Annotated in this window: 22 protein-coding genes and 1 riboswitch; of the genes, 12 read left to right on the top strand and 10 right to left on the bottom strand. The window is 67.6% G+C overall.

All coding sequences use genetic code 11. The annotated features are described in order from the left end of the window. The first annotated feature begins 181 nt into the window (after positions 1-181). Entirely contained in the window at positions 182-1387 is a 1206-nt protein-coding gene (locus DFR69_RS07605; protein ID WP_110036686.1) for a DUF885 domain-containing protein, read from the top strand. Here DFR69_RS07605 and DFR69_RS35505 read toward each other — a convergent pair. After that, positions 1377-1499: a hypothetical protein gene (locus DFR69_RS35505; RefSeq protein ID WP_279629843.1), complete on the bottom strand. Its 123-nt coding sequence runs from the start codon at positions 1497-1499 to the stop codon at positions 1377-1379. The two genes, DFR69_RS07605 and DFR69_RS35505, sit on opposite strands and share 11 nt — an antisense overlap. Before the next feature lie 138 nt (positions 1500-1637). Here DFR69_RS35505 and glyA point away from each other — a divergent pair, with 138 nt between their 5' ends. Then, positions 1638-2933 carry a serine hydroxymethyltransferase gene (glyA, locus tag DFR69_RS07600; protein WP_110036685.1) on the top strand — a complete coding sequence of 432 codons (1296 nt, stop codon included), beginning with the start codon at positions 1638-1640 and terminating at the stop codon, positions 2931-2933. 51 nt (positions 2934-2984) lie between these two features. Here glyA and DFR69_RS07595 read toward each other — a convergent pair whose 3' ends face one another. Both DFR69_RS07595 and DFR69_RS07590 read right to left on the bottom strand, forming a co-directional pair. Next, on the bottom strand, positions 2985-3608 hold the full coding sequence (locus DFR69_RS07595) for a Uma2 family endonuclease (protein ID WP_110036684.1): 624 nt from the start codon (positions 3606-3608) through the stop codon (positions 2985-2987). A 60-nt stretch (positions 3609-3668) separates the two neighbouring features. Then, a complete protein-coding gene (locus tag DFR69_RS07590) occupies positions 3669-4226 on the bottom strand; it encodes a hypothetical protein (protein WP_146229216.1) in 558 nt (185 codons plus the stop codon). Positions 4227-4359: 133 nt separating this feature from the next. Here DFR69_RS07590 and DFR69_RS07585 point away from each other — a divergent pair, with 133 nt between their 5' ends. Beyond that, positions 4360-4740, top strand: a complete 381-nt coding sequence (locus DFR69_RS07585; protein ID WP_146229215.1) for a hypothetical protein — start codon at positions 4360-4362, stop codon at positions 4738-4740. Between the two features lie 119 nt (positions 4741-4859). On the opposite strand, the gene DFR69_RS07580 is transcribed toward DFR69_RS07585, so the two are convergent. The 3 genes from DFR69_RS07580 to DFR69_RS07570 form a co-directional block, all read right to left on the bottom strand. Beyond that, a complete protein-coding gene (locus DFR69_RS07580; protein ID WP_167456182.1) occupies positions 4860-5942 on the bottom strand; it encodes an RDD family protein in 1083 nt (360 codons plus the stop codon). Between the two features lie 397 nt (positions 5943-6339). Beyond that, positions 6340-7323, bottom strand: coding sequence for an LLM class F420-dependent oxidoreductase (locus tag DFR69_RS07575; RefSeq protein WP_110036680.1), 984 nt, complete (start codon positions 7321-7323; stop codon positions 6340-6342). A gap of 33 nt (positions 7324-7356) precedes the next feature. Beyond that, the gene (locus DFR69_RS07570) at positions 7357-8529 is read right to left on the bottom strand and encodes an FAD-dependent monooxygenase (RefSeq protein ID WP_244198134.1); all 1173 of its coding nucleotides are present in this window, start codon (positions 8527-8529) and stop codon (positions 7357-7359) included. A gap of 115 nt (positions 8530-8644) precedes the next feature. Between DFR69_RS07570 and DFR69_RS07565 the strand changes: the two genes are divergently transcribed. Both DFR69_RS07565 and DFR69_RS07560 read left to right on the top strand, forming a co-directional pair. Beyond that, entirely contained in the window at positions 8645-9358 is a 714-nt protein-coding gene (locus DFR69_RS07565; protein WP_110036678.1) for a TetR/AcrR family transcriptional regulator, read from the top strand. A gap of 46 nt (positions 9359-9404) precedes the next feature. After that, the gene (locus DFR69_RS07560; RefSeq protein WP_110036677.1) at positions 9405-9824 is read left to right on the top strand and encodes a limonene-1,2-epoxide hydrolase family protein; all 420 of its coding nucleotides are present in this window, start codon (positions 9405-9407) and stop codon (positions 9822-9824) included. Between the two features lies 1 nt (position 9825). Here the strand turns inward: DFR69_RS07560 and DFR69_RS07555 are convergent, their stop codons facing one another. Continuing rightward, entirely contained in the window at positions 9826-10098 is a 273-nt protein-coding gene (locus tag DFR69_RS07555; RefSeq protein ID WP_110036676.1) for a hypothetical protein, read from the bottom strand. A 299-nt stretch (positions 10099-10397) separates the two neighbouring features. On the opposite strand from DFR69_RS07555, the gene phoH2 reads away from it, so the two are divergent. The 3 genes from phoH2 to DFR69_RS07540 all read left to right on the top strand — a co-directional run bounded on the left by phoH2 (position 10398) and on the right by DFR69_RS07540 (position 13477). Continuing rightward, positions 10398-11741, top strand: a complete 1344-nt coding sequence (phoH2, locus tag DFR69_RS07550; protein WP_110036675.1) for an RNA 5'-3' helicase PhoH2 — start codon at positions 10398-10400, stop codon at positions 11739-11741. Between the two features lie 182 nt (positions 11742-11923). After that, positions 11924-12553 (top strand): LGFP repeat-containing protein, encoded by a 630-nt coding sequence (locus tag DFR69_RS07545; protein ID WP_167456181.1) that lies wholly within the window; start codon positions 11924-11926, stop codon positions 12551-12553. A gap of 69 nt (positions 12554-12622) precedes the next feature. Beyond that, positions 12623-13477, top strand: coding sequence for an acyl-ACP desaturase (locus tag DFR69_RS07540; RefSeq protein ID WP_110036673.1), 855 nt, complete (start codon positions 12623-12625; stop codon positions 13475-13477). Between the two features lie 49 nt (positions 13478-13526). On the opposite strand, the gene DFR69_RS07535 is transcribed toward DFR69_RS07540, so the two are convergent. After that, positions 13527-14933, bottom strand: coding sequence for a class II fumarate hydratase (locus DFR69_RS07535; protein ID WP_110036672.1), 1407 nt, complete (start codon positions 14931-14933; stop codon positions 13527-13529). 117 nt (positions 14934-15050) lie between these two features. Beyond that, positions 15051-15147, top strand: a riboswitch (TPP riboswitch). On the opposite strand from DFR69_RS07535, the gene DFR69_RS07530 reads away from it, so the two are divergent. The 4 genes from DFR69_RS07530 to DFR69_RS07515 all read left to right on the top strand — a co-directional run bounded on the left by DFR69_RS07530 (position 15141) and on the right by DFR69_RS07515 (position 18438). After that, positions 15141-15845 carry a TenA family protein gene (locus tag DFR69_RS07530; RefSeq protein ID WP_110036899.1) on the top strand — a complete coding sequence of 235 codons (705 nt, stop codon included), beginning with the start codon at positions 15141-15143 and terminating at the stop codon, positions 15843-15845. Its footprint overlaps the riboswitch before it by 7 nt. Further along, complete coding sequence (locus tag DFR69_RS07525; RefSeq protein ID WP_110036671.1) at positions 15842-16864, top strand: ABC transporter substrate-binding protein; 1023 nt, start codon at positions 15842-15844, stop codon at positions 16862-16864. Before DFR69_RS07530 ends, DFR69_RS07525 begins: the two co-directional genes overlap by 4 nt. Further along, positions 16842-17639, top strand: a complete 798-nt coding sequence (locus DFR69_RS07520) for an ABC transporter permease (RefSeq protein WP_110036670.1) — start codon at positions 16842-16844, stop codon at positions 17637-17639. The genes DFR69_RS07525 and DFR69_RS07520 overlap by 23 nt, the downstream gene beginning before the upstream one ends. Continuing rightward, positions 17632-18438 carry an ABC transporter ATP-binding protein gene (locus tag DFR69_RS07515; RefSeq protein WP_110036898.1) on the top strand — a complete coding sequence of 269 codons (807 nt, stop codon included), beginning with the start codon at positions 17632-17634 and terminating at the stop codon, positions 18436-18438. Before DFR69_RS07520 ends, DFR69_RS07515 begins: the two co-directional genes overlap by 8 nt. Positions 18439-18532: 94 nt before the next feature. Here the strand turns inward: DFR69_RS07515 and DFR69_RS33860 are convergent, their stop codons facing one another. Then, complete coding sequence (locus tag DFR69_RS33860) at positions 18533-19234, bottom strand: hypothetical protein (protein WP_146229214.1); 702 nt, start codon at positions 19232-19234, stop codon at positions 18533-18535. A gap of 10 nt (positions 19235-19244) precedes the next feature. Continuing rightward, complete coding sequence (locus DFR69_RS07510; protein WP_110036669.1) at positions 19245-24776, bottom strand: putative T7SS-secreted protein; 5532 nt, start codon at positions 24774-24776, stop codon at positions 19245-19247. Between the last annotated feature and the right edge of the window lie 3 nt (positions 24777-24779).

Below are 24779 nucleotides of genomic sequence, written 5' to 3'. Positions count from 1 at the left end.
GGCGCACACGCACAGCTCGGCTGCCCGTCCAGTGAGATCCGGGATAACTCTGACCGCATGCCGCGATTGTGCTCCGTCCCGGCCGTCCGCGCGCAACAGGGGGTTTGGCTACCGGTCGGTAACGAGTCACAACACCGAGGTAGGGCCCGCTTTTCGGATTCACCCCGTAAGGTCGGACGGCATGGGGTCACATCCACTTGTCACTGAATACCTGCGGCTCGGACTGGCTTTCGACCGGCTCGAGGAGGGCTTCGTCGACGCCTACACCGGCGACCCGCAGCTGCGCCGCGACAGCGAGAACGCGCCCGCCCCCGAGCCCGCCGAGCTGGCGCGGCGCGCGGTGAGCCTGCGCGCCGAACTGCCCGACGCCGGGCTCTCCGCGCGGCGCACCGAGTTCCTCGACGCCCACCTGGTGGCGATGGAGTGCTCGGCGCGCAAGTTCGCGGGCGAGGACATCGGTTTCGTCGACGAGGTCCGCGCCTACTTCGATGTCGACATCGCCCCCGGCGACCCCGACGACTACCGCGAGGCGCACCGGCAGATGGACGAGGTGCTCGGTGGCGAGGGCCCGCTGGCCGAGCGCGCCGCCGCGTACCGGCGCGGCGACGAGATCCCGCCGGAGCGGCTCGCGGTGTGCGTCGAGGCGTTCTCCAGCGCGCTGCGCGAGCGGGTGCGTGCGCGCTACCCGCTGCCGGACATCGAGACCGTCACCTACGAGGTGGTCGGTGACAAGCCGTGGTCCGGGTTCAACTACTACCTGGGCAACTACCACTCCAAGGTCGCGATCAACTCCGACCTCAAGCAGCACATGGGGCACCTGCCCGCGCTCATCGCGCACGAGGCCTACCCCGGCCACCACACCGAGCACTGCCGCAAGGAGGCCGGGCTGGTCGCCGCCGGCGAGGACGAGCAGACGCTGTTCCTGGTCAACACGCCGCAGTGCCTGATGGCCGAGGGCCTGGCCGACCTGGCGCTGCAGTCGATCATCGGTCCGGGCTGGGGTGTGTGGGCGCAGGAGATCTACGCCGACCTCGGCCTGCGCTTCGACGGCGAACGAGCCGAGCGGTTCTCGACCGCGTCGGCCAAGCTGCTCAGTGTCCGGCAGGACGCGGCGCTGCTGCTGCACGATCAGCGTCGTGGCGAAGACGAGGTCGCGGCGTTCCTGCAGCGCTGGAGCCTGGCCACGCCGGAGCGGGCGCGCCAGTCGCTGCGGTTCCTGTCCTCGCCGCTGTGGCGGGCCTACATCAGCACCTACGTGGAGGGCTACCGCCTGCTCGGCGGCTGGCTGGACCAGGCGGTCGACCCGCAGGATCGGGTCGAGCGGTTCGGTCGGTTGCTCGACGAGCCGCTCACGCCGGGGGCGATCCGGCGGATGCCTATTGGATGACGGCGCAGCCGCCGGGATTCAGCAGCGAACAGACCAGGTAGCCGATCTGCAGCAGCAGCGCCTCGATCGGGTTCGACGGTGCGATGGCCGGTGTCACGGGTAAGTGGTTCATGTCTGTGTCATCGGTCACCCCTCGGGTGCCTGTTACCGGCCGCGAGGGCTGTGAGCTGCGTCTCCCGGGTGGCGACCGCGGCCGTGTTGCGCTATCCCCGTGCTCGGGCGTCCACGCGCGGCCCATAGACTGAGGGTCGTGACGCAGACGACCGCTTCGGTGAATACCCAGTCTCTCGGTGAGCTCGATCCCGAGTTGGCCGCCGCGATGGCGGGCGAGCTCGCCCGCGAGCGCGACACCCTCGAGATGATCGCCTCGGAGAACTTCGTGCCGCGCGCGGTCCTGCAGGCGCAGGGTTCCGTGCTCACCAACAAGTACGCCGAGGGCTACCCGGGCCGTCGCTACTACGGTGGCTGTGAGGCCGTCGACGTGGTGGAGACCCTGGCCCGCGATCGCGCCAAGGAGCTGTTCGGCGCCGAGTTCGCCAACGTGCAGCCGCATTCCGGCGCGCAGGCCAACGCGGCGGTGCTGATGGCGTTGATGAACCCGGGTGAGACCCTGCTGGGCCTGGACCTCGCGCACGGTGGTCACCTCACCCACGGCATGCGCCTGAACTTCTCGGGCAAGCTGTACGACGTCCATTCCTACGGTGTGTCGAAGGAAGACCACCGCATCGACATGGACGAGGTCCGCGACATCGCCAAGGCGGCCAAGCCGAAGGTGATCGTCGCCGGCTGGTCGGCGTATCCGCGTCACCAGGACTTCGCGCGCTTCCGCGAGATCGCCGACGAGGTCGGCGCCTACCTGTGGGTCGACATGGCGCACTTCGCCGGTCTGGTCGCCGCGGGTCTGCATCCCTCGCCGGTGCCGTATGCCGACGTGGTGTCCTCCACCGTGCACAAGACTCTGGGCGGCCCCCGTTCCGGTCTGATCCTGGCCAAGCAGGAGTTCGCCAAGAAGCTGAACTCGGCGGTGTTCCCCGGTCAGCAGGGCGGCCCGCTCATGCATGTGATCGCCGCCAAGGCCGCCGCGTTCAAGATCGCCGCGACCGAGGAGTTCAAGGACCGTCAGGTGCGCACCCTGTCGGGTTCGCGCATCCTCGCCGAGCGCCTCACCGGTGCCGACGTCAAGGACAAGGGCGTCTCCGTCCTCACCGGCGGCACCGATGTGCACCTGGTCCTGGTGGACCTGCGCAACTCCGAGCTCGACGGCCAGCAGGCCGAGGACCTCCTGCACGAGGTCGGCATCACTGTCAACCGCAACGCGGTCCCGTTCGACCCGCGTCCTCCGATGGTCACCTCCGGCCTGCGCATCGGCACCGCCGCTCTGGCCACCCGTGGCTTCGGTGACGCCGAGTTCACCGAGGTCGCCGACATCATCGCCGCCGCGCTGGCGGGTACCTCGGACACCGAGACCCTGCGCGCCCGCGTCGCCAAGCTGGCCCAGAGCGTCCCGCTCTACCAGGGCCTCGAGGACTGGCGCCTGCTCGGCTGATCCCGAAACCGCACTGGCCCCGCTCGATTCGTTCGGCGGGGCCGGCGGTCTTCAGAGCACCAGATCAGTGAGCTGATCCCAATCGATCTGGATTCGCACCGGCAGTTCCACGGCGAAACCGGTGCCCGGCTTCAGGATTCGCGCGAGCCGATAGTGCCCGACACCGTGGTCGAGGGCGTAGGTCTCGATGGTGGTGACATCGGAGTCGGAGACGCTCACCAGCCAGTACCAGGGAATTCCGGCGGCCGCGTACTCGCTCATCTTCTCGAGCCGATCGGTCTTCACATGGCTCGGCGAGATCACCTCGACTGCGATCTTCAGGTGCCGGGCGGGCACCGGCCGGACCTCGGACGGCACGCATTCGAACAGCGCGATGTCCGGACGCCGAATCGTCGCCCGGGGCACTTCCCAGAGCACCACATCGAAATCGTGGTTCGCGTCCAAGCACGCTGACGGGTCCTCGACCATGTACTCCTTCGCGGCGGCCTCCAGCATGCCGAGCAGCCGATGGACAGCCTTCTGATGCGCACGGGTCGGTGACTCGCAGCGCACCGCATCGCCGTTGACCACCTCGACCAACCGGCAGAACTCCTCAGGGAGCTCCCGCCAGATGTCGAGCGTGATCGGTTCGGGCTGGACATTGTCCGGCCGCGCCCAGTCGAAGATGGCTGACATGCTCCGAAGTCTATCGACCGTGTTCCGCGCCCGCCCTGTGTGCGCCGATCGCTGGCCGGGTCATTCGAGCAGTTCGGAGACCTGACCGCCGAGTGTGGCGGCGTGGGCGCGGCAGGTGGCTTCGTCGGTGCCCGCCGCCGCGGTCCAGACGACGTCGATGTAGAAGATGCCTTGGGTGGCTATCAGGTTGCAGGCCGGGGCGATCTTGCGGCCGCACCAGGCGGAGCGGTCGGAGATGCCGATCGGGTCGATCTCCTCGCCGGGACACAGCATCAACATGTTGGTGAAACTGGCGTTGACGAGCGGTGGCTTCGCGTACTCCCAGACGCTGATCTGCGCACCGGTGTCACCGCCACGCCATTCGCATTTCACGGGGTTGTCCTTGGTCTCCGGCGCGGGTACCGCCTCGGCCCCCGTCGGCAAGCCGGGCAACGCACCGAGTTCGGCGCAGGTCGGCAGCACCTCGCTCGTGTCGGGGCCCAGCGTGATCACGCCCGAGCTGGTGGTCGGCGCAGCGGTCGAGGTCGGCGCGGGCACCGGGACCTTCTGATCCGGCACACACCCCGTCACCGCCATCGCGATCATGAATCCGGCGACACCCGCCGACAACCCCCGCATGAAGAACCCTCCCCTGTACGTCGAACGCGCCCCGACGTCGGGTGCGGGGCGTGTTCAACCTATCCCGGTCGCATTGTCGGCCGGTGCCGGGGCCGCTATTCTGCCGATGAACCAACGACATCGGGGGGGAACGATGACATCGAGAGCGATTCGCGCCGCCCTGCTGGCCGGAACGGCCTGCACGGCAATGATTCTGGCGGCGCCGACCGCCGCCGCCGTCGAGTTGGCGCCCGGCGTGCGGTGTGACGGCGCGGAGTGCGTCAACGACAACGACGAGGCCTATGTCGTGTACGGCCAGGTCACCTGCTCGGTGCTCACCACGCCGCCGTGGACCGATCTGAGCCAACCGGCGCCGCCGCCGACGCCGACCGTCCAGTATCAGGGCTGGTCGATGGTGCTCGAGCCGCACACGACCGGAACCGTTCGCGCCGGCTGTGCCGGTGGGCTGGACATGGGCTGGACCCTCGGTGGCGCCGATCCGCAGTCACGCCCGCCCACCGGCTCGGCGGGCTAGCCGACCAGGAGATTCAGCGCCCGGCCCGCCGCCTCGATGACGCCGGGTTCGTGACCGTTGGCCATCACGCCGTCGATGCCGTGGCCGACATCATCCAGCCGGCGAGGGCTTTCGTCGTCTCAGGCAGGCTGTCCGAGCACCCGTCGGGCATCGGTGCGACGCACCGCCGGGAGCAGATAGCGCTCGGGACGTTCCGGCACGGAGCTGTCGCCGAGGAGCAGCAGCGGCATGATCACCCCGATCAGCCAGGCCGCCAGCAGCCGGCGCGCACGGGGATAGCGGCCCGTCTCGCGGTCGATGACGACCAGCCCGAAAACGGCTTTGCCGAGCGTTGTTCTCGTGACGGATTGGAGGACGACCCGGTCGACGAACGACGCGAGCAAGAAGTATCCGATCACCGCCCACCACGCGAGCTGGGGACTGTTCCATTCCCGGTGCGTCACGGCATGACGCGTCGCCTCGTCGCTGAAGAACACGACACCGATACCGATCGCCACATGGAGGGCGATGTCGAGGGCGTAGGCCAGTGTTCGACGAAGCTTGCGCGGTGAGGGGAACGCGGAATCGTCCAATCCGCCGTGCTTACCGGCAGGTTCGGAGGATGGCGCCGAAGAGGTGCCGCGCGGCCGCGGAGACGGGGCAGAAGGATCGTTCTTCACGAACAGCGAGGTGCCGAAGCGCGGCGGCGTGTAGAAGAGCGAACGGTACGCCAGCTGGGTGTCGGCTCCGCCCGGTTTCGCGATGAGGCCCGCCTTGTTCGGCGCCCCGGCGAACCACACCAACCTGTCGTCGCCGCTGAACGTGCGCGATGTCCACTTCCGTAGCACCACCGTGCCGGCGATGGTTCCCCGGTCATCGATCAGATGGACCCATTCCTGGATTCCGGTTCGAAGCGACTCGATGTGCCACACCTGCCAACGATGCCGGGCCGACAACCACCGTCGAAACGCGGTTCGGGTCATGACGATTCCCGTCACGGTGAGCGGCAAGACTGCGAAGAAGCACAGTAGCGCCAGCCGGTCGGCGTCCTTCGCCGTCCGCCCTTTCTCCGTCTGCGACACGTCGACGAAGTGGACGAACGCCACCGCGCATCCCACGCCGAGCCCGAGCACGACCAGCGCGTGCACGGTCGTCCAGAGGAGTGTCCAGCGGGTTCGCGGCGTGCTCCATGCCCGCGCCCCGCGAACGTCGGTTCCGGTCACAGCGCGAGCGTGAATTGTTGATGGACAACGGTGTCGAAGGTGATCGAGCCGGCGAGCAGCACCATCATCGCGCCGAAGTCGGTTCCGTACTCCGCATCGGCGGTCGACAGCACGGTAACGATGTCGGCATTCCCGTTCTCGGACAGGGCGTCTCCGTTCCCCGCAGCAACTGGACGGTCTTGCCCAGGACATCGATGTCGACCTGGAGAATCCCGGTCATCTACCCTCCCCGTTTTCTCGCTCTGTTGGTTGGACGCACGAATCGTCTCTTCGGTTCCCTCGTGTTCTGGCGACGAACCGACGGGTCGTGTGATCCAGGGAGCCAACATAGCGGGAACCCGCGGTACCGGCTGCCGGTACCGCGAGTAGACGGCCCCTCGGAGCGAGAAGGGGGAGGTCAGCTGACCAGGGGCTTCAGCGCCCGGCCCGCGGCCTCGATGACGCCGGGTTCGTGACCGTTGGCGATCATGTTGACGATCACGCCGTCGATGCCGTGGTCGAGGACGCGCTGCTGGATCTGCTCGGCGACCTCGTCGGGGGTGCCGACGAACTGGCGGTCGGCTGGGGTGTTGCGGATCTCCTCGGGGGAGAGGGCGGACAGGTCGATGCCGGCGCGGGCGAGCATGTCGGACTGCAGCTTTCGGGCGCGGTCGCCGTCCTCGTCGGCGATGACGAAGGCCAGGAAGCTGGTCTCGAGGGTGGCCGGGTCGCGGTCGACCTCGGCGCAACGCTGGTGCAGCGCCTCGACCTTGCGCGGCAGTTCGGAGGCATTGCTGATGATGTTGAGGTGGTCGCCGAAGCGGGCGGCCAGCCCGAACGTCTTCTTCTCCCCGCCGCCGCCGAGCATGATCGGCAGGTCGTCGCGCACGCGCGGCTCGTTCATCGCGTTCTCGGTGTGGTACCAGCGGCCGTCGAAGGTGGGACGCTGCCCGTGCAGCATCGGGGCGATGATCTCGAGCGCCTCCTCCAGCCGCTGGAAGCGTTCGGTGAAGGTGCCGAACTCGAACCCGTACTGCTGATGCTCGAGCTCGAACCAGCCGGCGCCGATCCCGAGCACGGCCCGCCCACCGCTGACCACGTCGAGGGTGGTGACCGTCTTGGCCAGCAGCGCCGGATTGCGATAGGTGTTGCCGGTGACCAAGGCGGACAACTGGATTCGCTCGGTCGCGGTGGCCAGCCCGCCGAGCGCGGTGTAGGCCTCCAGCATCGGCTCGTCCGGCCGCCCGATACCCGGCAGCTGATAGAAGTGGTCCATCACGAAGGCGGCGTCGAATCCCGCCGCCTCCGCCGCTCTGGCCTGCGCGATCACCGTGGGAAACAGCTCACGCACCGAGTCGGTGTTACTGAAGTTGGGCATCTGGTAACCGAGGCGAATGCTCATGCGAAAAGCGTATGACTTGGAGCGCACTCCAGGTCAAGCGCGGATCAGGGACGGGTAGTCGACGAGGTCGATGTCGTTGGCGGCCTTGTCGCCGTATTTCATCATGAGGGTGAACAGGCGGGAGCCGAGGAACCAGTTGCGGGCCCGGATGCCCGCGGCGGTCTTGGGGGCGAGGAAGGGGCCCGCGTTGGAGTTGCCCGCGATCTTGGCGTAGCGGCGCATGACGCGGTCGTAGGCGGCGAAGGCGGCGACGTGATCGCCTGCGGCGGTGGCGAGTTCGCCCGCGAGGACGTAGGCGCCGACGACGGCCAGGCCGGTGCCGAAGCCGGCCAGGGTGTTGCCGTAGGCGGAGTCGCCGACCAGGGCGACGCGGCCGCGGGTGTACTCGCCGTGCATCCGGACCTGGCTGATCGAGTCGAGGTAGATGTCGTCGCACTCGGCCAGTTCGGCGAGCATGCGCGGGGCGTGCCAGCCCATGTCGGCGAAGGTGGTCTCGATGATCCGGCGGGCCGCGGCGGTGTCCTCGCGCGCGTAATCCAGTGGGGGACTGGTGAACATGTACATCTGCTGTGCCTTGGACCCGCCGTCGACGGCGAGCTTGCCCGGCGTGTTGTGGGCGAATCCGCGTGCTCGTTCGCGCGGCAGGCTCGTGTCGGTCCACCGGCTGGCGCCGGCCACGCAGTAGTAGCGGCCGAGGTGATGGACGAAGTCGGCTTCCGGCCCGAACGCGAGTTTCCTGACCCGCGAATGGATTCCGTCGGCGCCGAGCACCAGATCGAAGGTGCGCGCCTGGCCGCGTTCGAACTCCACCCGTACCTCGTCGCCGGTGTCGGTGAGTGCGGTGATCGTGTCGCCGAAGACGTACTCGACGGCGTCCGCGGTCCGGTCGTACAGGATCTCGGCGAGGTCGCCGCGCAGGATCTCGACGTCGCCGCCGGAGAACTCGCCCGACATCACCGCGAGCTCGCGGCCCGCCTCGTCGACGAACGCCAGGTCGGTGGTGCCGGTGCGGCGGGCGCGGACCGCGTCCAGTACGCCCATGCGCTCGAGCACGGTCAGGTGCGTACGGCCCTTGAAGTCGACGGCCTGGCCGCCCGGCCGGAGCGCGGGCGCGCGCTCGACCACGGTGGCCTCGAAGCCGTATCGGTGCAGCCAGTAGGCCAGGGACGGCCCCGCGATGCCGGCGCCGGAAACGAGTACGCGCATGGTTCTCTCCTCGATCGGAATCTGTGTCCAACGGAATCTGTATCCGGTGGACGCGGATTAGAGTATGGTAGACACAGTTCGAGTGTCAATCGGTGATTTTTCGAGAGGACCGACGATGCCGACCACCGTCGAACTGCTGTGGGGGACCGCGCAGCGCCCCACCCGCGGCCCCAAGCCGGCCCTCACCCTGGACGGGATCGTGGCCTCCGCGATCGCGCTCGCCGACGCCGAAGGGCTCGCCGGACTGTCGATGCAGCGCCTCGCGCAGAGTCTCGGCTTCACCAAGATGTCGCTGTACCGGTATGTGCCGGGCAAGGAGCAGCTCACCGCCCTGATGCTCGACACGGCGATGGGGGAGCCGCCCCAGCTGGACGGCGCGTCCTGGCGCAGCGGACTGCGGCAGTGGATCGAGGCGATCTTCGCGCGCTACCGCGCCCACCCGTGGACCATCGAGCTCACCCTCGGGATCCGGCCGCTCGGACCGAACGAGATGGGCTGGACCGAGGCGGCCGTCGCCGCGCTGGCAGGCACCGGCCTGACCGGCCCCGAACGGCTCGACACCATCGTGCTGCTCAACGGGCACGCCCGCAGCCTGGCCCAACAGGTCGACTCGGTCGGCGACGGCGACGCGGCCATCCAGTTCACCGAGCAGTTCACCGCCATGATGGCCGCGGCAGGCGGCCGGTTCCCCGCCGTCGAGGCGGCCTTCGCCGAGGAGTCGGCGGCCGTCGGCGCGGGCGCCGCGCCCGGCGCGGCCTTCGACTACGGCGTCGACCGGATCCTGGACGGGCTCGCCGTGCTCATCGACCGGCGCGCTGGGCGCGGGTAGCGCGCCGGGTCTGGTCTGGCGCGGGCGAACGCCCTAGGCTCGCAGCATGAACGACCAGCCGGAACTGCCGGAGAACGCCGTCACCGTCGTCCGCGAATTCTTCGCCGCCATGGAGGTCGGCGCCGTCGACGAGGCGCTGGAGCTGCTCGACCCGGAGATCGTCTGGAAGAACGCCGGCCTGCCGACCGTGCGCGGGAAGAAGCGGGTCGCCGGCTTGCTGCGCGGCCTGGACCGGCCGCAGCTCGCATTCTCCGCCGACATGCACCACATCGCGGGCGACGGCGACATCGTGCTCACCGATCGCACCGACTTCCTGCGCCTCGGACCGGTGACGATCGAGTTCTGGGTCACCGGCACCTTCGAACTCCGCGCGGGCCGAATCGTCCTGTGGGACGACCGCTTCAGCATGGGCAACGTGCTGCGCGGCACCGTCGTCGGCGCCGCCCGCGCGATCCTGCGCCGCTGACCTACCGGTGCTTGTTCAGGTACTCCAGATACGTCGGCCGTAAGACGTCGGCGAGTTTGCCGTCGCCGGCGTGGAAGTAGTCGTCGATCATCGGCAGCACGTACCGGATGTCGGCCTCGCTCTCGCCGAGGTCGCCCGCCTCGGCCTGGGCGGCCGGGATCGATTTGAGCAGCTCCCACAGGAAGCGCACGTCACCGTGCCGAACGGCCGTCTTCACCGCCCGGTCGTGCAGTTCCTTCGACGACAGCTTCTCCAGATCCTGCTCCTGCGTCATGTTCCGACTCTAGCGCTCGGCACCGACATCGCGCCCGATCCGGGCCGACGGTGCCGGTTAACGACAAATTCACGGACACGTCCGGTCGTCCGGCAGCGCGCACGGGGTGTCGACCGGTAGCGTCGGTGATGCGGGTCGCGTCGGTGTGACTCGTACGGGAGGTCCTGACCGTGACTGAGCTACTCAGTGCGAGAGGGCCGGCGCCCGGCCCTAGAGGTGGCTGACCAGCCACCTACAGGACGGACCGGTCCAGCGAGATCGTTCGCGCGGGTGCCGTGCGAACACATAAGGAGCCCACCGTGACTGCTGCACGCTCCGTTTCCGCCCCCGCGATGCACACGGCCTCGGCCTCGAAGAAGACTTTTGTCGTGGACACCTCGGTCCTGCTCTCGGATCCCTGGGCTGTCACCAGGTTCGGCGAACACAAGGTGGTACTGCCGCTGGTCGTCATCAGCGAGCTGGAGGCCAAACGGCACCACCACGAACTCGGCTGGTTCGCCAGGGAAGCCCTGCGCATGCTCGACGACCTGCGTGTCAAGCACGGCAGGCTCGATCAGCCGTTGCCGATCGGCACCGAGGGCGGCACCTTGCAGGTGGAGCTCAACCACACCGATCCGTCGGTGTTGCCCGCCGGATTCCGTTCGGAGACCAACGATTCCCGCATTCTCGCCTGCGCGCTGAACTTCTCGGCCGAGGGCGAGGAGGTGGTGCTGGTGTCCAAGGACATCCCGCTGCGGGTCAAGGCGAGCGCGGTCGGCCTGGCCGCCGACGAATACCACGCCCAGGACGTGGTGACCTCCGGCTGGAGCGGCATGGTCGAACTCGACGTCGCGAGCGCCCAGATCGACCAGCTCTACACCGATTCGGTGATCGACCTGGACGAGGCCCGGGAACTGCCCTGCCACACCGGCATCCGGCTGCTCGGCAGCAGCTCGAGCGCGCTGGGCCGGGTCACCCCGGACAAGCGGGTCCAGCTGGTGCGGGAGCGGGAGGCCTTCGGCCTGCACGGCCGCTCGGCCGAGCAGCGCATCGCCCTCGATCTGCTGCTCGACGAGAGCATCGGCATCGTCTCGATGGGTGGCCGAGCGGGCACCGGCAAGTCGGCGCTCGCGCTGACCGCCGGGCTCGAGGCCGTGCTGGAGCGGCGGACCCAGCGCAAGGTGGTCGTGTTCCGGCCGCTGTACGCGGTGGGCGGCCAGGAACTGGGCTACCTGCCGGGTTCGGAGAGCGAGAAGATGGGCCCGTGGGCGCAGGCCGTCTTCGACACGCTCGACGGGCTGGCCAGCCGCGAGGTGATGGAGGAAGTGCTCAGCCGCGACATGCTCGAAGTGCTGCCGCTGACCCACATTCGCGGCCGCTCGCTGCACGATTCGTTCGTGATCGTCGACGAGGCGCAGTCGCTCGAGCGCAATGTGCTGCTCACGGTGCTGAGCAGGCTCGGCACCGGCTCGCGCGTCGTCCTCACCCACGACGTCGCCCAGCGCGACAATCTGCGGGTCGGCAGGCACGACGGCGTGGCCGCGGTGATCGAGAAGCTCAAGGGTCACCCGCTGTTCGCGCACATCACGCTCACCCGTTCCGAGCGCTCGCCGATCGCGGCGCTGGTGACCGAGATGCTCGAGGAGTACGGACCGAACGCGTAATCACGGCAATCGGGTCGCGTCGCGGCCCGTAATCCGTTTGATTACCGCGAACTGTGGGTATTATCCGCGGCGACACCAATCCAGCAACGGCTCGGCGAACAACGTTCCGCCGGGCCGTTGCGGATGTCGGCCAGGCTCCATTCCGGGGTGTGCCCCGGGGGGCTACTCGCGAGAGGATGGATATGAACCACTTCGCTCGACGTACTGCCGCCGGAGGCGCCGCCGTGCTCGCCGCCGCCGCACTGCTGCTCGCCGCGGGCTGCAGCGACGAGGATCAGGACAAGGCCAAAGACACCATCGCCAGCGTCACCTCCAACATGAGCGGTCCCGACGCCACCACCACCGCCCCCGGCGGCATGGGCGGTTCGGCGACCGAGACCACCGAGCCGAACGGCACGGAGGGCTCCGCCACGGCGACCCCATCGGGCACCGCCGGCATGGGCGCCGGTGACTCGACCACCATCAACACCCCGAACGGCGAGATCACCGTCTCCGGCGAGGTCTACAAGAAGTACGTCGCCGCCGGTGGCGCGTCGAGCCCGCTCGGCGCACCGGAGGAGGCCCAGGAATCGGGCCCCAACGGCGGTCAGTACCAGGACTTCGAGGGCGGCACCATCTACTGGAGCAGCGATTCGGGCGCCCACATCGTCTGGGGCGACATCCGCGAGGCGTGGGAGGAGAACGGCGGCGCCAACGGCACCCTCGGCTACCCCACCAGCGACGAGAAGGACATCCCCGGCGGTAAGCAGAGCGACTTCACCGGCGGCACCATCACCTGGGTCAACGGCCAGACGACCGTCACCCCGAAGTAGTCCGACGACGTGCCCGGCGTGGGGACCCGAAGGTCCCCGCGCCGGCGGTCGAGGGACTAGGTTGTCCTCGTGCAGAAAACTTTGACCGACCGCGAGTTGCTGGATTCGCTCGCGGACGTGGTGGAAACCAACCTGGCCAGGCACATCGAGGCCGCCGAGGGCTGGCAGCCGCACGATTTCGTGCCGTGGTCCGACGGCCGCAACTTCGCCTTCCTCGGTGGCGCCGACTGGACCCCGGAGCAGTCCGAGCTGAGCGAGACCGCGAAGCTCGCACTGACCGTGAGCGTGCTGGTCGCCGACAACCTGCCGTCCTACCACCGTGAGCTCGGCAAGCATCTGCGCACCGGTCCGTGGTGGCGCTGGGTCGGCCGGTGGACGGCGGAGGAGAACCGCCACGAGATCATGATCCGCAACTACCTCATGGTGACGCGCGCGGTCGACCCGGTCGCGCTCGAGCGGGCCCGCATGGCCCACATGACCACCGGTTTCAACCGTCCGCCGCTGCACCTGATCGACGTGCTGGCGACCTGCGCCTTCGAGGAGCTGGCCGCCGCCATCCGCCACCGCAACACCGCCGCGCTCGGCGAGAATCCCGTCGTCACCGCGATCGCGGAGAAGCTGGCCGCCGACGACGAGCTGCAAGCCGAGTTCTTCGCCGTGCTGGTCGAGGCCGCTTTCGAGCTGGTCCCCGACCAGGCCGTCCGCGCCATCGCCGACCAGGTCGCGGCTTTCCGCGTCCCGCAGGTCGAGCTGCCCGGCGGCGGTTCCAGCGACGAGGCCCTGGCCCAGGCGGGCATCTACGACCCCGCCCGCGAAGGTGAGCTGGTGTTCAAGCCGCTGCTGCAGCGCTGGAACATCTTCACCCGCACCGATTTCAGCGAAGAGGGCGAGAAGGCGCGCGCCGAATTGGCGCACCTGGCCTGAGTTCCGCGCGAACGGCCGTCACTCCGCGAGGTGACGGCCGTTCGGCGTTTCAGGATTCGCGATCCACGTTGGCCATCGCGAGCACGTCGAGCTTGCGATCGAGTTCCTCGACGGAGAGCTTGTCCGGTGTGAGGCCGCGGTCGATCACGGTCTGGCGGATCGTCTTCTTCTCCCGCAGGGCCTGCTTGGCGACGGCGGCCGCCTCCTCGTAGCCGATGGCCGAATTGAGCGGGGTGACGATCGATGGCGACGACTCGGCGAGGGTGCGCAGATGCTCCTCGTTGGCGACCAGCCCGGTGACGCACTTGTCGGCGAAGAGCCGGGACACATTGGCCAGCAGGCGAATCGACTCGAGCAGGTTGCGCGCCATCACGGGAATGTAGACATTGAGCTCGAACGCGCCGCTCGCGCCGCCGAACGCGATCGCGGCGTCGTTGCCCACCACCTGCACCGCCACCTGCGTCACCGCTTCGGGCAGTACCGGATTCACCTTGCCCGGCATGATCGAGCTGCCGGGCTGCAGATCCGGCAGCTGCAGCTCGCCGAGGCCGGTGAGCGGACCCGAGCCCATCCAGCGGATGTCGTTGGCGATCTTGGTCAGGCTCACGGCGATGGTGCGCAGCGCACCGGAAGCCTCGACCAGACCGTCGCGCGCGGCCTGCGCCTCGAAGTGATCGCTGGCCTCGCGCAGCGCGTCGATTCCGGTGGCGCGCACCAGTTCCTCGACGACCTTGGCGCCGAAACCCGTGGGCGCGTTGAGCCCGGTGCCGACCGCGGTGCCGCCGATCGGCAGCTCGCCGAGCCGCGGCAGGGTGGCCAGCGCCCGCTCCATGCCGGCGGCGATCTGGCGCGTGTAACCGCCGAACTCCTGGCCGAGGGTCACCGGCACCGCGTCCATCAGGTGCGTGCGGCCGGACTTCACGACGGTGCGCCACTGCTGTGACTTGTCCAGCAGCGCCAGCCGCAGATGTTCCAGCGCGGGAACGAGATCGGTGACGACGGCCTCGGTGGCGGCCAGATGCGTCGCGGTGGGGAAGGTGTCGTTCGACGACTGCGACATGTTCACGTCGTCGTTGGGGTGCACGGTCACGCCGTTTCGCGCCGCGATCGAGGCGATCACCTCGTTGGCGTTCATGTTCGAACTGGTGCCGGAGCCGGTCTGGAAGACGTCGATCGGGAACTGATCGTCGTGCAGCCCGTCGGCGATCTCGTTCGCCGCCGCGACGATCGCGTCGGCCTTGCCCGGATCGAGCAGACCCAGGTCCTTGTTGACCTGCGCGCACGCGGCCTTCAGCAAGCCGAGCGCCCGGATCTGGGCGCGCTCGAGCCCGCGGCCGCTGATCGGGAAGTTCTCCACCGCCCGCTGCGTCTGCGCGCGCCACAACGCGTCGACCGGAACCCGAACCTCACCCATCGTGTCGTGCTCGATGCGGTACTGCACGTCGTCATCAGCCATGCCTCGACCCTAGGACGAGATCGCGGCGAATGGGGTCGCGCCGCCAGCGGAAAATCCCACAGCCCGGTGGGGAATAGGACGGTGTCCCCTTCGTCCGGATCGGCACTGCTATGGTCGGTCACGGACACGGGGTGCTCCGCCGACGCGGAGCTGAGAACACACCCGCGGAACCTGCTCAGGTAATGCTGACGAAGGGATGTCACGGCGTTGAGCGCGCACACCACCACGACGGGTCGGTTCACCGACCAGCTCTGGGACCAGACGAAGGTCCTGCGGGTCGCGATCGACGACCTCGAATTCCTGCGACGGCTCGGTGACGGCACGCTGCCGCCCGAGGTGTTCGCTACTTACATCGAGCAGGACTCGCTGTACCTGACCGGCTACGCGAAGGCCCTGGCCATCCTGGCCTCGAAGTCGCCCGACCCGCAGACCGCGGCGTTCTGGGCGAACTCCGCCGCCAACGCGGCCGCCGTCGAGTCGGCGATGCACGCCGAACTGCTGGCCAGTGGCGCGCTGCCGCCGCGCACGACCGCTCCGGAGCATTCGCAGACCTGCCTGGCGTACGTGTCGTACCTGATCGCCGCCGCGGCGACCGAGCCGTACGCCGTGGCCGCCGCCGCGGTCCTGCCCTGCTTCTGGATCTACGCCGAGGTGGGTCGCGACCTGGCCGCGAGCGCCGCGCAGGTCGTGGCCGCCGACCCGGGCCATCCGTACGCGCGCTGGGTCACCACCTACGGCGCCGAGGACTTCCAGGAGACCGCCGCCACCGCGCGGACCCTGGTCGACCAGGCCGCCGACGCGGCGACCGAGGCCGAGCGCGCGGCGATGGCGAGCGCGTTCACGCTGGCGACGCGCTACGAGTTGCTGTTCTGGGACACCGCCCTGCACCCGCAGCCCTGGCCCGCCGGATGACCGGCCGCTTGCGCCGCGCGCTCGCGGTTGTCGTCACCTCGGTCGCCCTGCTGTCGGCGCTCACCGCCTGCGCGTCGGGCGGCGACTCGGGCGACAAGATCCGCTTCGCACTGGACTGGACACCGAACACCAACCACACCGGCCTCTACGTCGCGATGCAGCAGGGCTTCTTCGCCGACGCGGGCCTGGACGTGGAGATCCTGCCGTACAACAACACCTCGGTCGACACGGTGATCGACGCCGGGAACGCGGAATTCGGCATCAGCACCCACAATTCCGCGACCTTCGCCCGCGCCGCGGGCGCGCACACCAAGTCGGTGCTCGCGCCGCTGCAGCACTGGGCGACCGGCATCGGCGTGCGCGCCGACCGGGCCGATCTCGCGAGCCCGAAGGACCTGGACGGCAAGACCTACGCCGGATTCGGCGACCCGGGTGAGAAGGAAGCCCTGCAGCAGGTCATCCGGAATGCCGGTGGCACCGGCGATTTCACCTCGGTGACCCTCGGCTCGTCGGCGTACGAGGCGGTCTACTCGGGGAAGGCCGACTTCACCGTCTCCTACCTGGCGTGGGAGGGCATCGAAGCCGAACACCACGGCACACCCATGAAGTACTTCCGCTACACCGATTTCGGCTTCCCCGACGCCTACGCCATCCTGATCAACGCCAACGAGGACTGGCTCACCGCGAACCCCGACCGAGCCCGCAAGTTCGTCCAGGCCCTGCAGCGCGGCTACCAAATCGCCGCCGACGACCCGGACGCGGCGGCCCGCGATCTCCTCGCCGCCAACCCCGGCGCCTTCAACGACGAGAAGCTGGTCTTCGAGAGCCAGCGCATGCTGGCCGAACAGTTCATGAAGGGCGCCGACGGCCGCGTCGGCGGCCAGACCCGCGAGCAGTGGGCGGCCAACTCCGGCTTCCTGTTCCGCGGTGGTCTGCTCAGCGGTCCCGACGGCGCCGCGCTGTCCACTGAGCCCGACTGGTCGAGCTATTTCACCAATGAGTACCTCACCAACCCGTGAGGTAGGCCCCCGCCTCCGCTGGGTGCTGCCGTCCGTGGTGACGGTGGCCGCGCTGGTCGTGCTCTGGCAGGTCTATGCCACCATCAGCGGCATCCGTCCCCAGGTGCTGCCCTCGCCCCTGCGGGTCGTGCGGCAGGGGTGGGCGCACCGCGAGGAGATCGGCGCGCACGCGGCGGCGACCCTGCAGGTGACGCTGCTCGGGTTCGCGGTCTCGCTGACCCTGGCCTGGCTGCTGGCGATCGTCGTCGACTTCTCGCCGTGGTTGCGTCGCGCGTTCGTGCCGCTGTTCGTCGCCTCGCAGACTCTGCCGATCGTGGCGATCGCGCCGCTGATGATCATCTGGTTCGGCTTCGGGCTGCTGCCCAAGATCCTGGTGGTCTCCCTGGTGACCTTCTTCCCGATGGTGATCGGCCTCATCGAGGGCTTCGCGGCGGCCGACCGGGAAGCCGGCGCGCTGCTGCGCAGCATGGGCGCGTCCCGGGTGCAGGAGTTCCGGTACGTGCGCCTGCCGTCGGCGCTGCCGCGCTTCTTCACGGCCCTGCGCATCGGCATCACCTACGCGGTGGTCGGCGCCGTGTTCGCCGAATATGTCGGCGCGAGTAAGGGTTTGGGTATCTACATGAGCCTGCAGAAGAACTCTTTCCGCACCGATCTGGTCCTGGCGGCCGTACTCGTGACCGCCCTGCTGAGCATCGTGCTGTACCTGGCGACCTTCGTCGTCGAACGTCTCGTCGCGCCGTGGGCGCTGGCCGAGGGGAGGAGTGGCCGTGCCTGAGGACCGCCTGGTCGTCGACGACCTGCGCAAGGCGTACCCCCGCGGCCGCCGTACCCCCGACCTGGAGGTACTCGGCGGGGTCTCGTTCACCGTCCGCCCCGGCGAGTTCGTCAGCGTCATCGGCCCCAGTGGCTGCGGCAAGAGCACCGTCTTCAACATGCTCGCCGGCCTCGAGACCCCCGACTCCGGCACCGCCGAATTCCGCGCCTCCGCCCCGGCCGCGCACTGTGCCTACATGCCCCAGCGCGACCTGCTGTTCCCCTGGCGCACCATCCTCGACAACACCATCCTCGGCCTCCAGGTCCAGGGCGTCCCACGCGCCGAGGCCCGCCGCCGCGCCGGCGAACTGTTCCCCGTCTTCGGCCTCGCCGGTTTCGAGAACGCCCGCCCGGCCCACCTCTCCGGCGGCATGCGCCAACGCGCCGCCCTCCTGCGCACCGTCGTCCAGGACCGCGAACTCCTCCTCCTCGACGAACCCTTCGGCGCCCTCGACTCCCTCACCCGCACCGAAATGCAAACCTGGTTGCAGGAAGTCTGGCAGCGGTACCGCTGGACGGTCCTCATGATCACCCACGACATCCGCGAGGCCGTCTACCTCTCGGACCGAGTCCTGGTCCTTTCGGCCCGCCCCGCCGTCGTTCGCCATGATCTGGCCATCGACCTGCCACGTCCGCGCGATCTGTCGATCATCACGAGCCCTGAATTCGCGGCTCTGGAGCAGGAGCTCCTGGAGATCCTGCACGAGGAGTCGCGTCGGGCGATGGAGGAACAGCAGGTTCCTGACGACGTATTGGGGTAATGATCGCGCAATACGTCACAGGGTGATGCTCCGAACATGCCCGGCGGTCTTTACGAGCCGTGCCGCCACCTGGTTCCTCGGTGGCGATCAGGTGCTAGCCAGTTGCATGGTGATGGCGGATGCGCGACCAAATGGCTTCCAACGCCGTCGGTGGAATTGTGGGAGCAAGCGACTCGTCAAGATGAGCAACCAATTCTCTGGCCGCAGATATTGTGCAACCATAGACTTCGTGTAAGACTTTTGTAAGAGCGATCTTCAATTGTGGGATGTTCTCGTCGCTCCGAAAGGTTGCTAGAATATCCGCGATGGTCGCGGTCTCAGTCGGTGGCCATTCGGTCATGCTGATCCAGGATTGCTGTTGGACTACGGGGTATACGCCTGTCGCGATCCAATACCCGTCTTCCTCTGTGGTGACCCCACAATAAGACTTGCCGTCGAGTGAGCGGGATACAAATTCTAAATCACCGCGGGCATCGGTAAGTGCGGTGAGGTCGACGGAATCGGTCAGTCGTACCGCGATCCATTCCAGCCTCTCGCCTTGATTTACCAAGGTTGGAGCTATCAGTAGTGCGCGATCGGCGGATAGTACGCCACTATGTCCGATGGCAATTTCCCAGGGTTCGGTTACTGATTCTGCACCCTCTGAATACGGAACAATTACGTCTGGAATTGTGGTGGAAGCTGCGACAAGCTGCCATGTTCGCGACACGCTGGGTCCATCTTCCAGTCGAGTGGATGAAACCGGTGTAAGCCCTGCTGCTCGCAGTCGCTCAGGTAGCAATCCCTTGGTATTCATGCGTATCCTTTTACTCGTAGAAGAAGTGATGGTCGCCGCGTGGCTTATCCATTTTCTGATAGCGCTCCAGCGGGTCAGCGTTCTTTGTGAGATCCCATCCGAAGTTGACGAAATTTCGGCTCGAATCTCCCTTTGGCATGCCTGCATGGAAGTGCGGCCCCGCAGGGTCATTAGTGTGCTCGACCACCACTCTGGAGCCCATGCCATCAAGTTCGAACTGTCGAAAGGTTCCCCAGTGGGTCGGGTTGTCCGAGTAGATATGGCCCGGAATGCCCTGGAGGGATCTATCGCTGGTAACAGACCACTCGAAGTCGGGATCCCTGCCATAGGGTACTCCGGCGAGCTCAAAGGCAGCTTGCTCGGCGGATTCTCGATCCGAAAATGGGTTCGAATGGTCACCCTTTGCGACATAATCTGGCTGGAGACCCAGTGGATCCGACCATACCGTCGGATTTCGTGGGTAAGTGTGTGGGTTGGGAGCGGGTGCACGACCCAGGGGGTCTATGGTGAGGTATCGGCCCGTTTCGGGGTCGTATGAACGGTGATTGTTGTAGTGTAAGCCTGTCTCCGGATCATAGATTTGTCCAGGGAATCGAATCGAGCTATCGGCGCTGCCCAACCAGACCGTCTTGCCCCACAGGTTTGTCGCGCTGCGGGCGGCAGAAACTGCGCTTTTTGGGTCTACGATCTCGGCGGGAGTGTCTGCGTTCACGCATGCGACCGCATAGAATTGGAGACCGCCGGGTCGCATTTCGGTTTGGCAGATAGGGGCAAACGAAGCTGGCCTGTATTGCCAGCGAGTCGAAGTCGTCGACCTTAACTCTTCGATTAGCTGGTAACCGTCCCAGTGGTACTGGGCTCGATTTTCGGCTGACGATAGATCGAATCGCCGATATTTGGCAGTCCGCCGGCCCCACCCGTCGTAAGAGTATTGCCACCACTCCTCCGTCGGTGTGTACACCTCAATTAGCTGGTCGAAGGCGTTGTAGCGGAAGTGCCAGACTGCGGGTTTGCGGGAGATTCGGGTGGTGACTTTGCGGATGAGGCGGCCGGCAGGGTCGTAGTAGTAGTGGTTGCGGCCGTCGCGGACCAAGAGGTTGTTGTGGTACTCGCGGCCCTCCATCTGGCGATGGGCTGGTGGGTCGGCGATTCCGGGGTCGGCAGCGGTGGGGAGACTGGCGGTGATGTTGGAGAGGGCGTCGTATTCGTAGGCCTCGGTGACGGCGTTGTCGCGGGTGATGGTGTTGACGCGGCCGATGGGGTCGAGAGCGTAGGTGGTGTGGGTGGTGCCGGTGTTGGGGCGGGTGGTGGCGTGGTGAGTGAGGTAGCCGTCGGGGCGGTAGGTGTAGTCGTCGCGGCGGATGGTGAAGGGGTCGGGGCGGTGTGACGCCGAGGGGCCGAAGTCGCCGAGGTCGAGGGTGAATTCTTGGGCGGGGAAGCCGGTGACGTGTTGGGAGGCGATGTTGCCGGTGGGGGTGAAGGTTCGGTCGATCTGGACTTCGCCGATGCGCCACCCGGTGAGGCGGCCTGCTGGGTCGTGGGTGAAGGCGATGTCGGTGCCGTCGGCGGTCATGGCGGTGACGTGGCCGAGGGTGTTGTGTTGCCAAGTTGTGACGCCACCGGTAGGGGTGGTTCGGCGGATGCGGCGCCCGCGGTGGTCGTGGTCGTTGACCATCGGCGGTTGGTCATCGAGTTGTTGGGTCGCGACTTGGCCGGTGGGCGTGTAGGTGAATTGCAGGGTGTGGGTGCGGGTTTCGTCGGTGCCGTTGATGGCTGTGAGGACTCGGCCTGCTGGGTCGTGTGTGTAGGCGAGGTATTCGCCGGTATCGGCGGTGATCGAGGTGAGGTTGCCGAGAATGTCGTAGCGGTGGTGGCGGGTGACGCCGGTCGCGGGGGTGACGGTGGCGATTCGGCCGGTGAGGGTGTGGGTGTAGCGGGTGGTGGCGCCGGTATAGTCGGTTTCGGCTTTCAAGCGGCCGTCGAGGCCGTATTCGTAGGTCCAGCGCTGGCCGAGCGGGTTGATGACGGCGGTGAGGGAGCGTTCGGTGTCGTAGAGGTATCGGTGGACCGATCCGTCGGGGTCGGTGCGGGTGGAGACCTTGTCGAAGCCACCGTAGGCGTAGTTGGTGACTCCACCGGCGCGGTCGGTGTGGGTGAGGAGGTTGTTCTCCCCGTCATAGGTCCAGGTTTCGGAGTGACCGTCGGGGTCGATACGCCGGGCTGGTTTGCCTTCGGGAGTCCATTCGTAGTGCGTGACGGCACCGAGTTGGTCGGTGAGCCGGCTCGGGCGGCCGAAGATATCGCGCTCGATTTCGGTGGTAGCGCCGTACGGGTCGGTCACCTTGACCGGGAGCCCCGCGTCGTCGACGTCGATGTGCGTGACGGCACCGTCGGGGTCGCGGATTTCGGCGACCGCGCCACATTCGTGGTAGCGGTATTCGGTGCGTGCGCCGGCTGGGTCGATGGTGGCGACGAGGTTGCCTGCCTTGTCCCACTCGCGGTGCTGGGTCGTGCCGTCGGCGTTGGTGATGGTGGACGGCCGGTTGGGGTAGGAGTAGTCGATCGTGATCTCGAGGCCGTCGGGGCGCGTGATGCTGGCGACGTCACCGTTGTCGGTGTAGGTGTATGTCGTTGTCGCGCCGTCGGGTTCGGTGACGGCGAGGGGTTTGCGCCCGACGTTGTAATCGATGTGGCGGTGACCGCCGTCGGCGGCTCGGACGTCACGTAGGCGCAGGTCGTTGTCGAAGCCGTAGCCGGTGACTGCGCCGCGGGAGTCGGTCATGCGGGTCAGGCGGCCGGTGCCGTTGCCGAATTCCAGGTATTCGTACTCGGCGTCGAAGACACCGTTGGTACCGCGCTGGAAGACGACGCGGCCGGATTCGTCGTAGGTGTTGGTGACCCAGCTGCCGTTGGAGTCGGTCCAGGACAGCATGCGGTGCTGTTCGTCGTAAGAGAATCGAGTGACGCCGCCGATGCCGTTGGTCACGGTCGTCAGTTCGCCGTTTTCGTAGCCGAATTCACGGACTCGGGTCGCGGTTTCGGTGCCGTCGATGTCGCCCACAACCGAGATCGCAGTTACACGGCCGTCGGACGAGTCCAGGACGACCCGGTAGCCGCCGGAGTGGGTCACCTCGATCGGATCACCGTTGCTGTTGTAGTGGAACCTGATTCGATTGTGGTGACGGTCGATGATCGCGGAGATCGCGAAGTTCCCCAGCAGCGTGTCCAGGCCGTCCAGCGATGGCTCAGGGGCGAAGTGCCATACCAATTCCCGGTCGGGATCCCAGAGTCGGTAGCCGCCGATTTCCGTCCGGGTCAGCGTCCAGCGCTGACCGCCGGTGATCGGTTCTACGCCGACACCGACCTCGGCGTGCGGGTAGGGAAGTAGCATGCCGTCTTCGAATACGACGGTGACACAGTCGTCTTCGACGACCACGCGCATGTCGAGGGTCGCCGACCAGGACGGGCCGAACCAGCGACCGAATCGATAGTTGGAGTGGTGCGCTCGCTTCAGAGCGAGGCGCAGGACGCCGGGTAGATCGAGGTCGGTGAGGGGGAGCAGGAATTCGCCGGTGGCGATATTGACCGGATCGCCACCTTCGGTGGTCTGATCCCGGGTGGAGTCGGTTTCCGGTGGGTTCCGTTGTCCGGCTTCGCCGGCGCTGGGCTCACCATTTCCGCCGGCGTCGGTGGTGGCGCGGGCTTCGGGCCCGCTGTTGTCGGGTCGATCGGGTGTCGCCCCAGTTTCTGGTGTGTGGGCGCCAGGCTGGGTGCCGTCGTTATCGCCGCCAGGGTTGCCGTCTTCGTCGGGACGGGCGGCAGGGTTGCCGGTGTCGTCGGAATGTGAAGCCGGCGGGGCGGCGTCGTCTGAGTTTGCAGGAGTGTCGCCGTCGGAGTGTGGTGCCAGAGGCCCGGAGTCGTTCTCGGGAGAGCGGCCATCGGGTGCGGTCGCCGCTGGATTGGGATTGGTCCCATCGGTTTCGGCGGGGCGATCTGCCGGGTTGTTCGGCGTATCGGGACTTGCGACGGGGTTGTCGGGTGTGTTGGGCGCCTGCGTATCCGGATCAGGGGTAGTAGCGTGCGGCGTTGATGGGTCGCCGCCAGGTGGTGCGGCGTCGTCCGTCGCGCCGGTGAGGGGCGAAGCAGGTGAGTCCGGGGTGGCCGCAGGTGCGGTGTCGCCCGTCTGGGTGGCGGGGCTCGGGCTTTCCGGGGCTGCCGCTGCGGGGTTCTCGGGAGTCGCGGCGGCGGGATTGGTGGCGTCCGGCGTGGCGGCGGGCGAGTCGCCGTTGTGGCCAGCGGGGTTCGTCGGCGCCGACGGGCCGTCCGGTGTAGTGGCGGGATTCGTGGGCGGGGCGGATGGGTTGTCTGCTTTGGTGACCGCGGGTGGTGTTGTCGGCGCTGCCGGAGCGTCGTCGAGTGCTCTGCCCAGGCGGCTGGCGTCGGCTGCCTTGTCGACGACGGTGGCACTGGCCTTGGCCGCACCGCCAGCACCGCCGGTCGCCGCGGTCAGCAACGCGTCGCCGGCGAAGGCGCCCAACGCTTCGGACGGGTTGGTCTTGAATCCCGCCAGCATCGCCGCGCCGGTCGCTTTCGGGTCGGCGGCGGCCAGGACCATGCCGGTGCCGAGGTCCGACATCTTCGACAGGTATTCGGCGGGGTGGGTCATGTTGTAGGCGTCGATCGGGTAGATCGAACGCACGAACTGGACCATGCCGGTCAGTGAGGTCAGCAGGCCGGTACTGAAGTTCAGGCGGGCCTGTTCCATGGCCGCGCCGAGGTCTTCGAAATTGCTGCCCCAGCGGGAGAGGAACGGAGGCTCCGTGGGGGCGGTGGCGGTGGCGGCGCTGATCGCGGCCACGGCGGCGTCGGCGGCGTTGTCTCGCTGGGTGCGGGCGCCGGACAGGATCGCGCGGGCGGCGTCGCGGATGCTGGTCCAGGTGTCGGTGAGGTTCTTGCCCTTGCGGTCGTCGTCGGACAGGGCGTTCCACGCGTTCTTGCGGTCGCGTTCCTCGCGGTCGGCTTCCTCCCACTTCGCGATGGCGTCGGCCGCCTTGGCTTGGGCGGCGGTGACCTCGTGGGCCCAGGCGTCCAGGGCGGTCTTGGCCTTGCTCATCGCGTCGGCGCCGTCCCACCAGAGCTTGGGCTGCTTGGCGAATTCCTCGTCGAACGCGGCGGCGGCATCGCCGGTCCAGTCGGCGGTGTCGATCTTGCGCAGCGCGTCACCGGTTTGTTCGATCGAGGTGCCGATCTTGCCGAGATGCCCGGTGACCTCGTTGATCTTGGCGACATCGCCGCGGATCAGTTCTTTGGGATCGGTGGTTTCGCCGAGTTCTTTCTCCGGGACGGCGCCGCCGGTGGCATCGACGACCTTGTCGCCGAGATCGTCCAGCCATTCCGACAAACCGTCGGCGCCAACGGCTTTGGCGACCTTCGACTCGGCGTCCAGGACGGTGTTGTAGGCCTGACCCACCTTCTCGGTCGCCGATTCGACCCCGTCCTCGATCGCGTCACCGACGCTGTTGAGGAAATCCCCGATGCCCATCTA

This window comes from Nocardia neocaledoniensis, assembly GCF_003182135.1.
GTDB lineage: Bacteria > Actinomycetota > Actinomycetes > Mycobacteriales > Mycobacteriaceae > Nocardia > Nocardia neocaledoniensis.
The sequence above is the reverse complement of the archived record's forward strand: the minus strand, read 5'-3'. Positions and strand labels throughout refer to the sequence as shown.

Excerpts from the sequence above, each read along its gene's own strand:
- DFR69_RS07525 (WP_110036671.1), top strand. The coding sequence starts at position 15,842 with ATGACCGGCCGCTTGCGCCGCGCGCTCGCGGTTGTCGTCACCTCGGTC.
- DFR69_RS07570 (WP_244198134.1), bottom strand. The coding sequence starts at position 8,529 with ATGCGCGTACTCGTTTCCGGCGCCGGCATCGCGGGGCCGTCCCTGGCC.
- DFR69_RS33860 (WP_146229214.1), bottom strand. The coding sequence starts at position 19,234 with ATGAATACCAAGGGATTGCTACCTGAGCGACTGCGAGCAGCAGGGCTT.
- DFR69_RS07595 (WP_110036684.1), bottom strand. The coding sequence starts at position 3,608 with ATGTCAGCCATCTTCGACTGGGCGCGGCCGGACAATGTCCAGCCCGAA.
- DFR69_RS07535 (WP_110036672.1), bottom strand. The coding sequence starts at position 14,933 with ATGGCTGATGACGACGTGCAGTACCGCATCGAGCACGACACGATGGGT.
- DFR69_RS07520 (WP_110036670.1), top strand. The coding sequence starts at position 16,842 with ATGAGTACCTCACCAACCCGTGAGGTAGGCCCCCGCCTCCGCTGGGTG.
- DFR69_RS35505 (WP_279629843.1), bottom strand. The coding sequence starts at position 1,499 with ATGAACCACTTACCCGTGACACCGGCCATCGCACCGTCGAACCCGATC.
- DFR69_RS07605 (WP_110036686.1), top strand. The coding sequence starts at position 182 with ATGGGGTCACATCCACTTGTCACTGAATACCTGCGGCTCGGACTGGCT.
- DFR69_RS07545 (WP_167456181.1), top strand. The coding sequence starts at position 11,924 with ATGAACCACTTCGCTCGACGTACTGCCGCCGGAGGCGCCGCCGTGCTC.
- DFR69_RS07555 (WP_110036676.1), bottom strand. The coding sequence starts at position 10,098 with ATGACGCAGGAGCAGGATCTGGAGAAGCTGTCGTCGAAGGAACTGCAC.
- DFR69_RS07590 (WP_146229216.1), bottom strand. The coding sequence starts at position 4,226 with ATGCGGGGGTTGTCGGCGGGTGTCGCCGGATTCATGATCGCGATGGCG.
- DFR69_RS07560 (WP_110036677.1), top strand. The coding sequence starts at position 9,405 with ATGAACGACCAGCCGGAACTGCCGGAGAACGCCGTCACCGTCGTCCGC.
- DFR69_RS07565 (WP_110036678.1), top strand. The coding sequence starts at position 8,645 with ATGCCGACCACCGTCGAACTGCTGTGGGGGACCGCGCAGCGCCCCACC.
- DFR69_RS07585 (WP_146229215.1), top strand. The coding sequence starts at position 4,360 with ATGACATCGAGAGCGATTCGCGCCGCCCTGCTGGCCGGAACGGCCTGC.
- DFR69_RS07510 (WP_110036669.1), bottom strand. The coding sequence starts at position 24,776 with ATGGGCATCGGGGATTTCCTCAACAGCGTCGGTGACGCGATCGAGGAC.
- DFR69_RS07575 (WP_110036680.1), bottom strand. The coding sequence starts at position 7,323 with ATGAGCATTCGCCTCGGTTACCAGATGCCCAACTTCAGTAACACCGAC.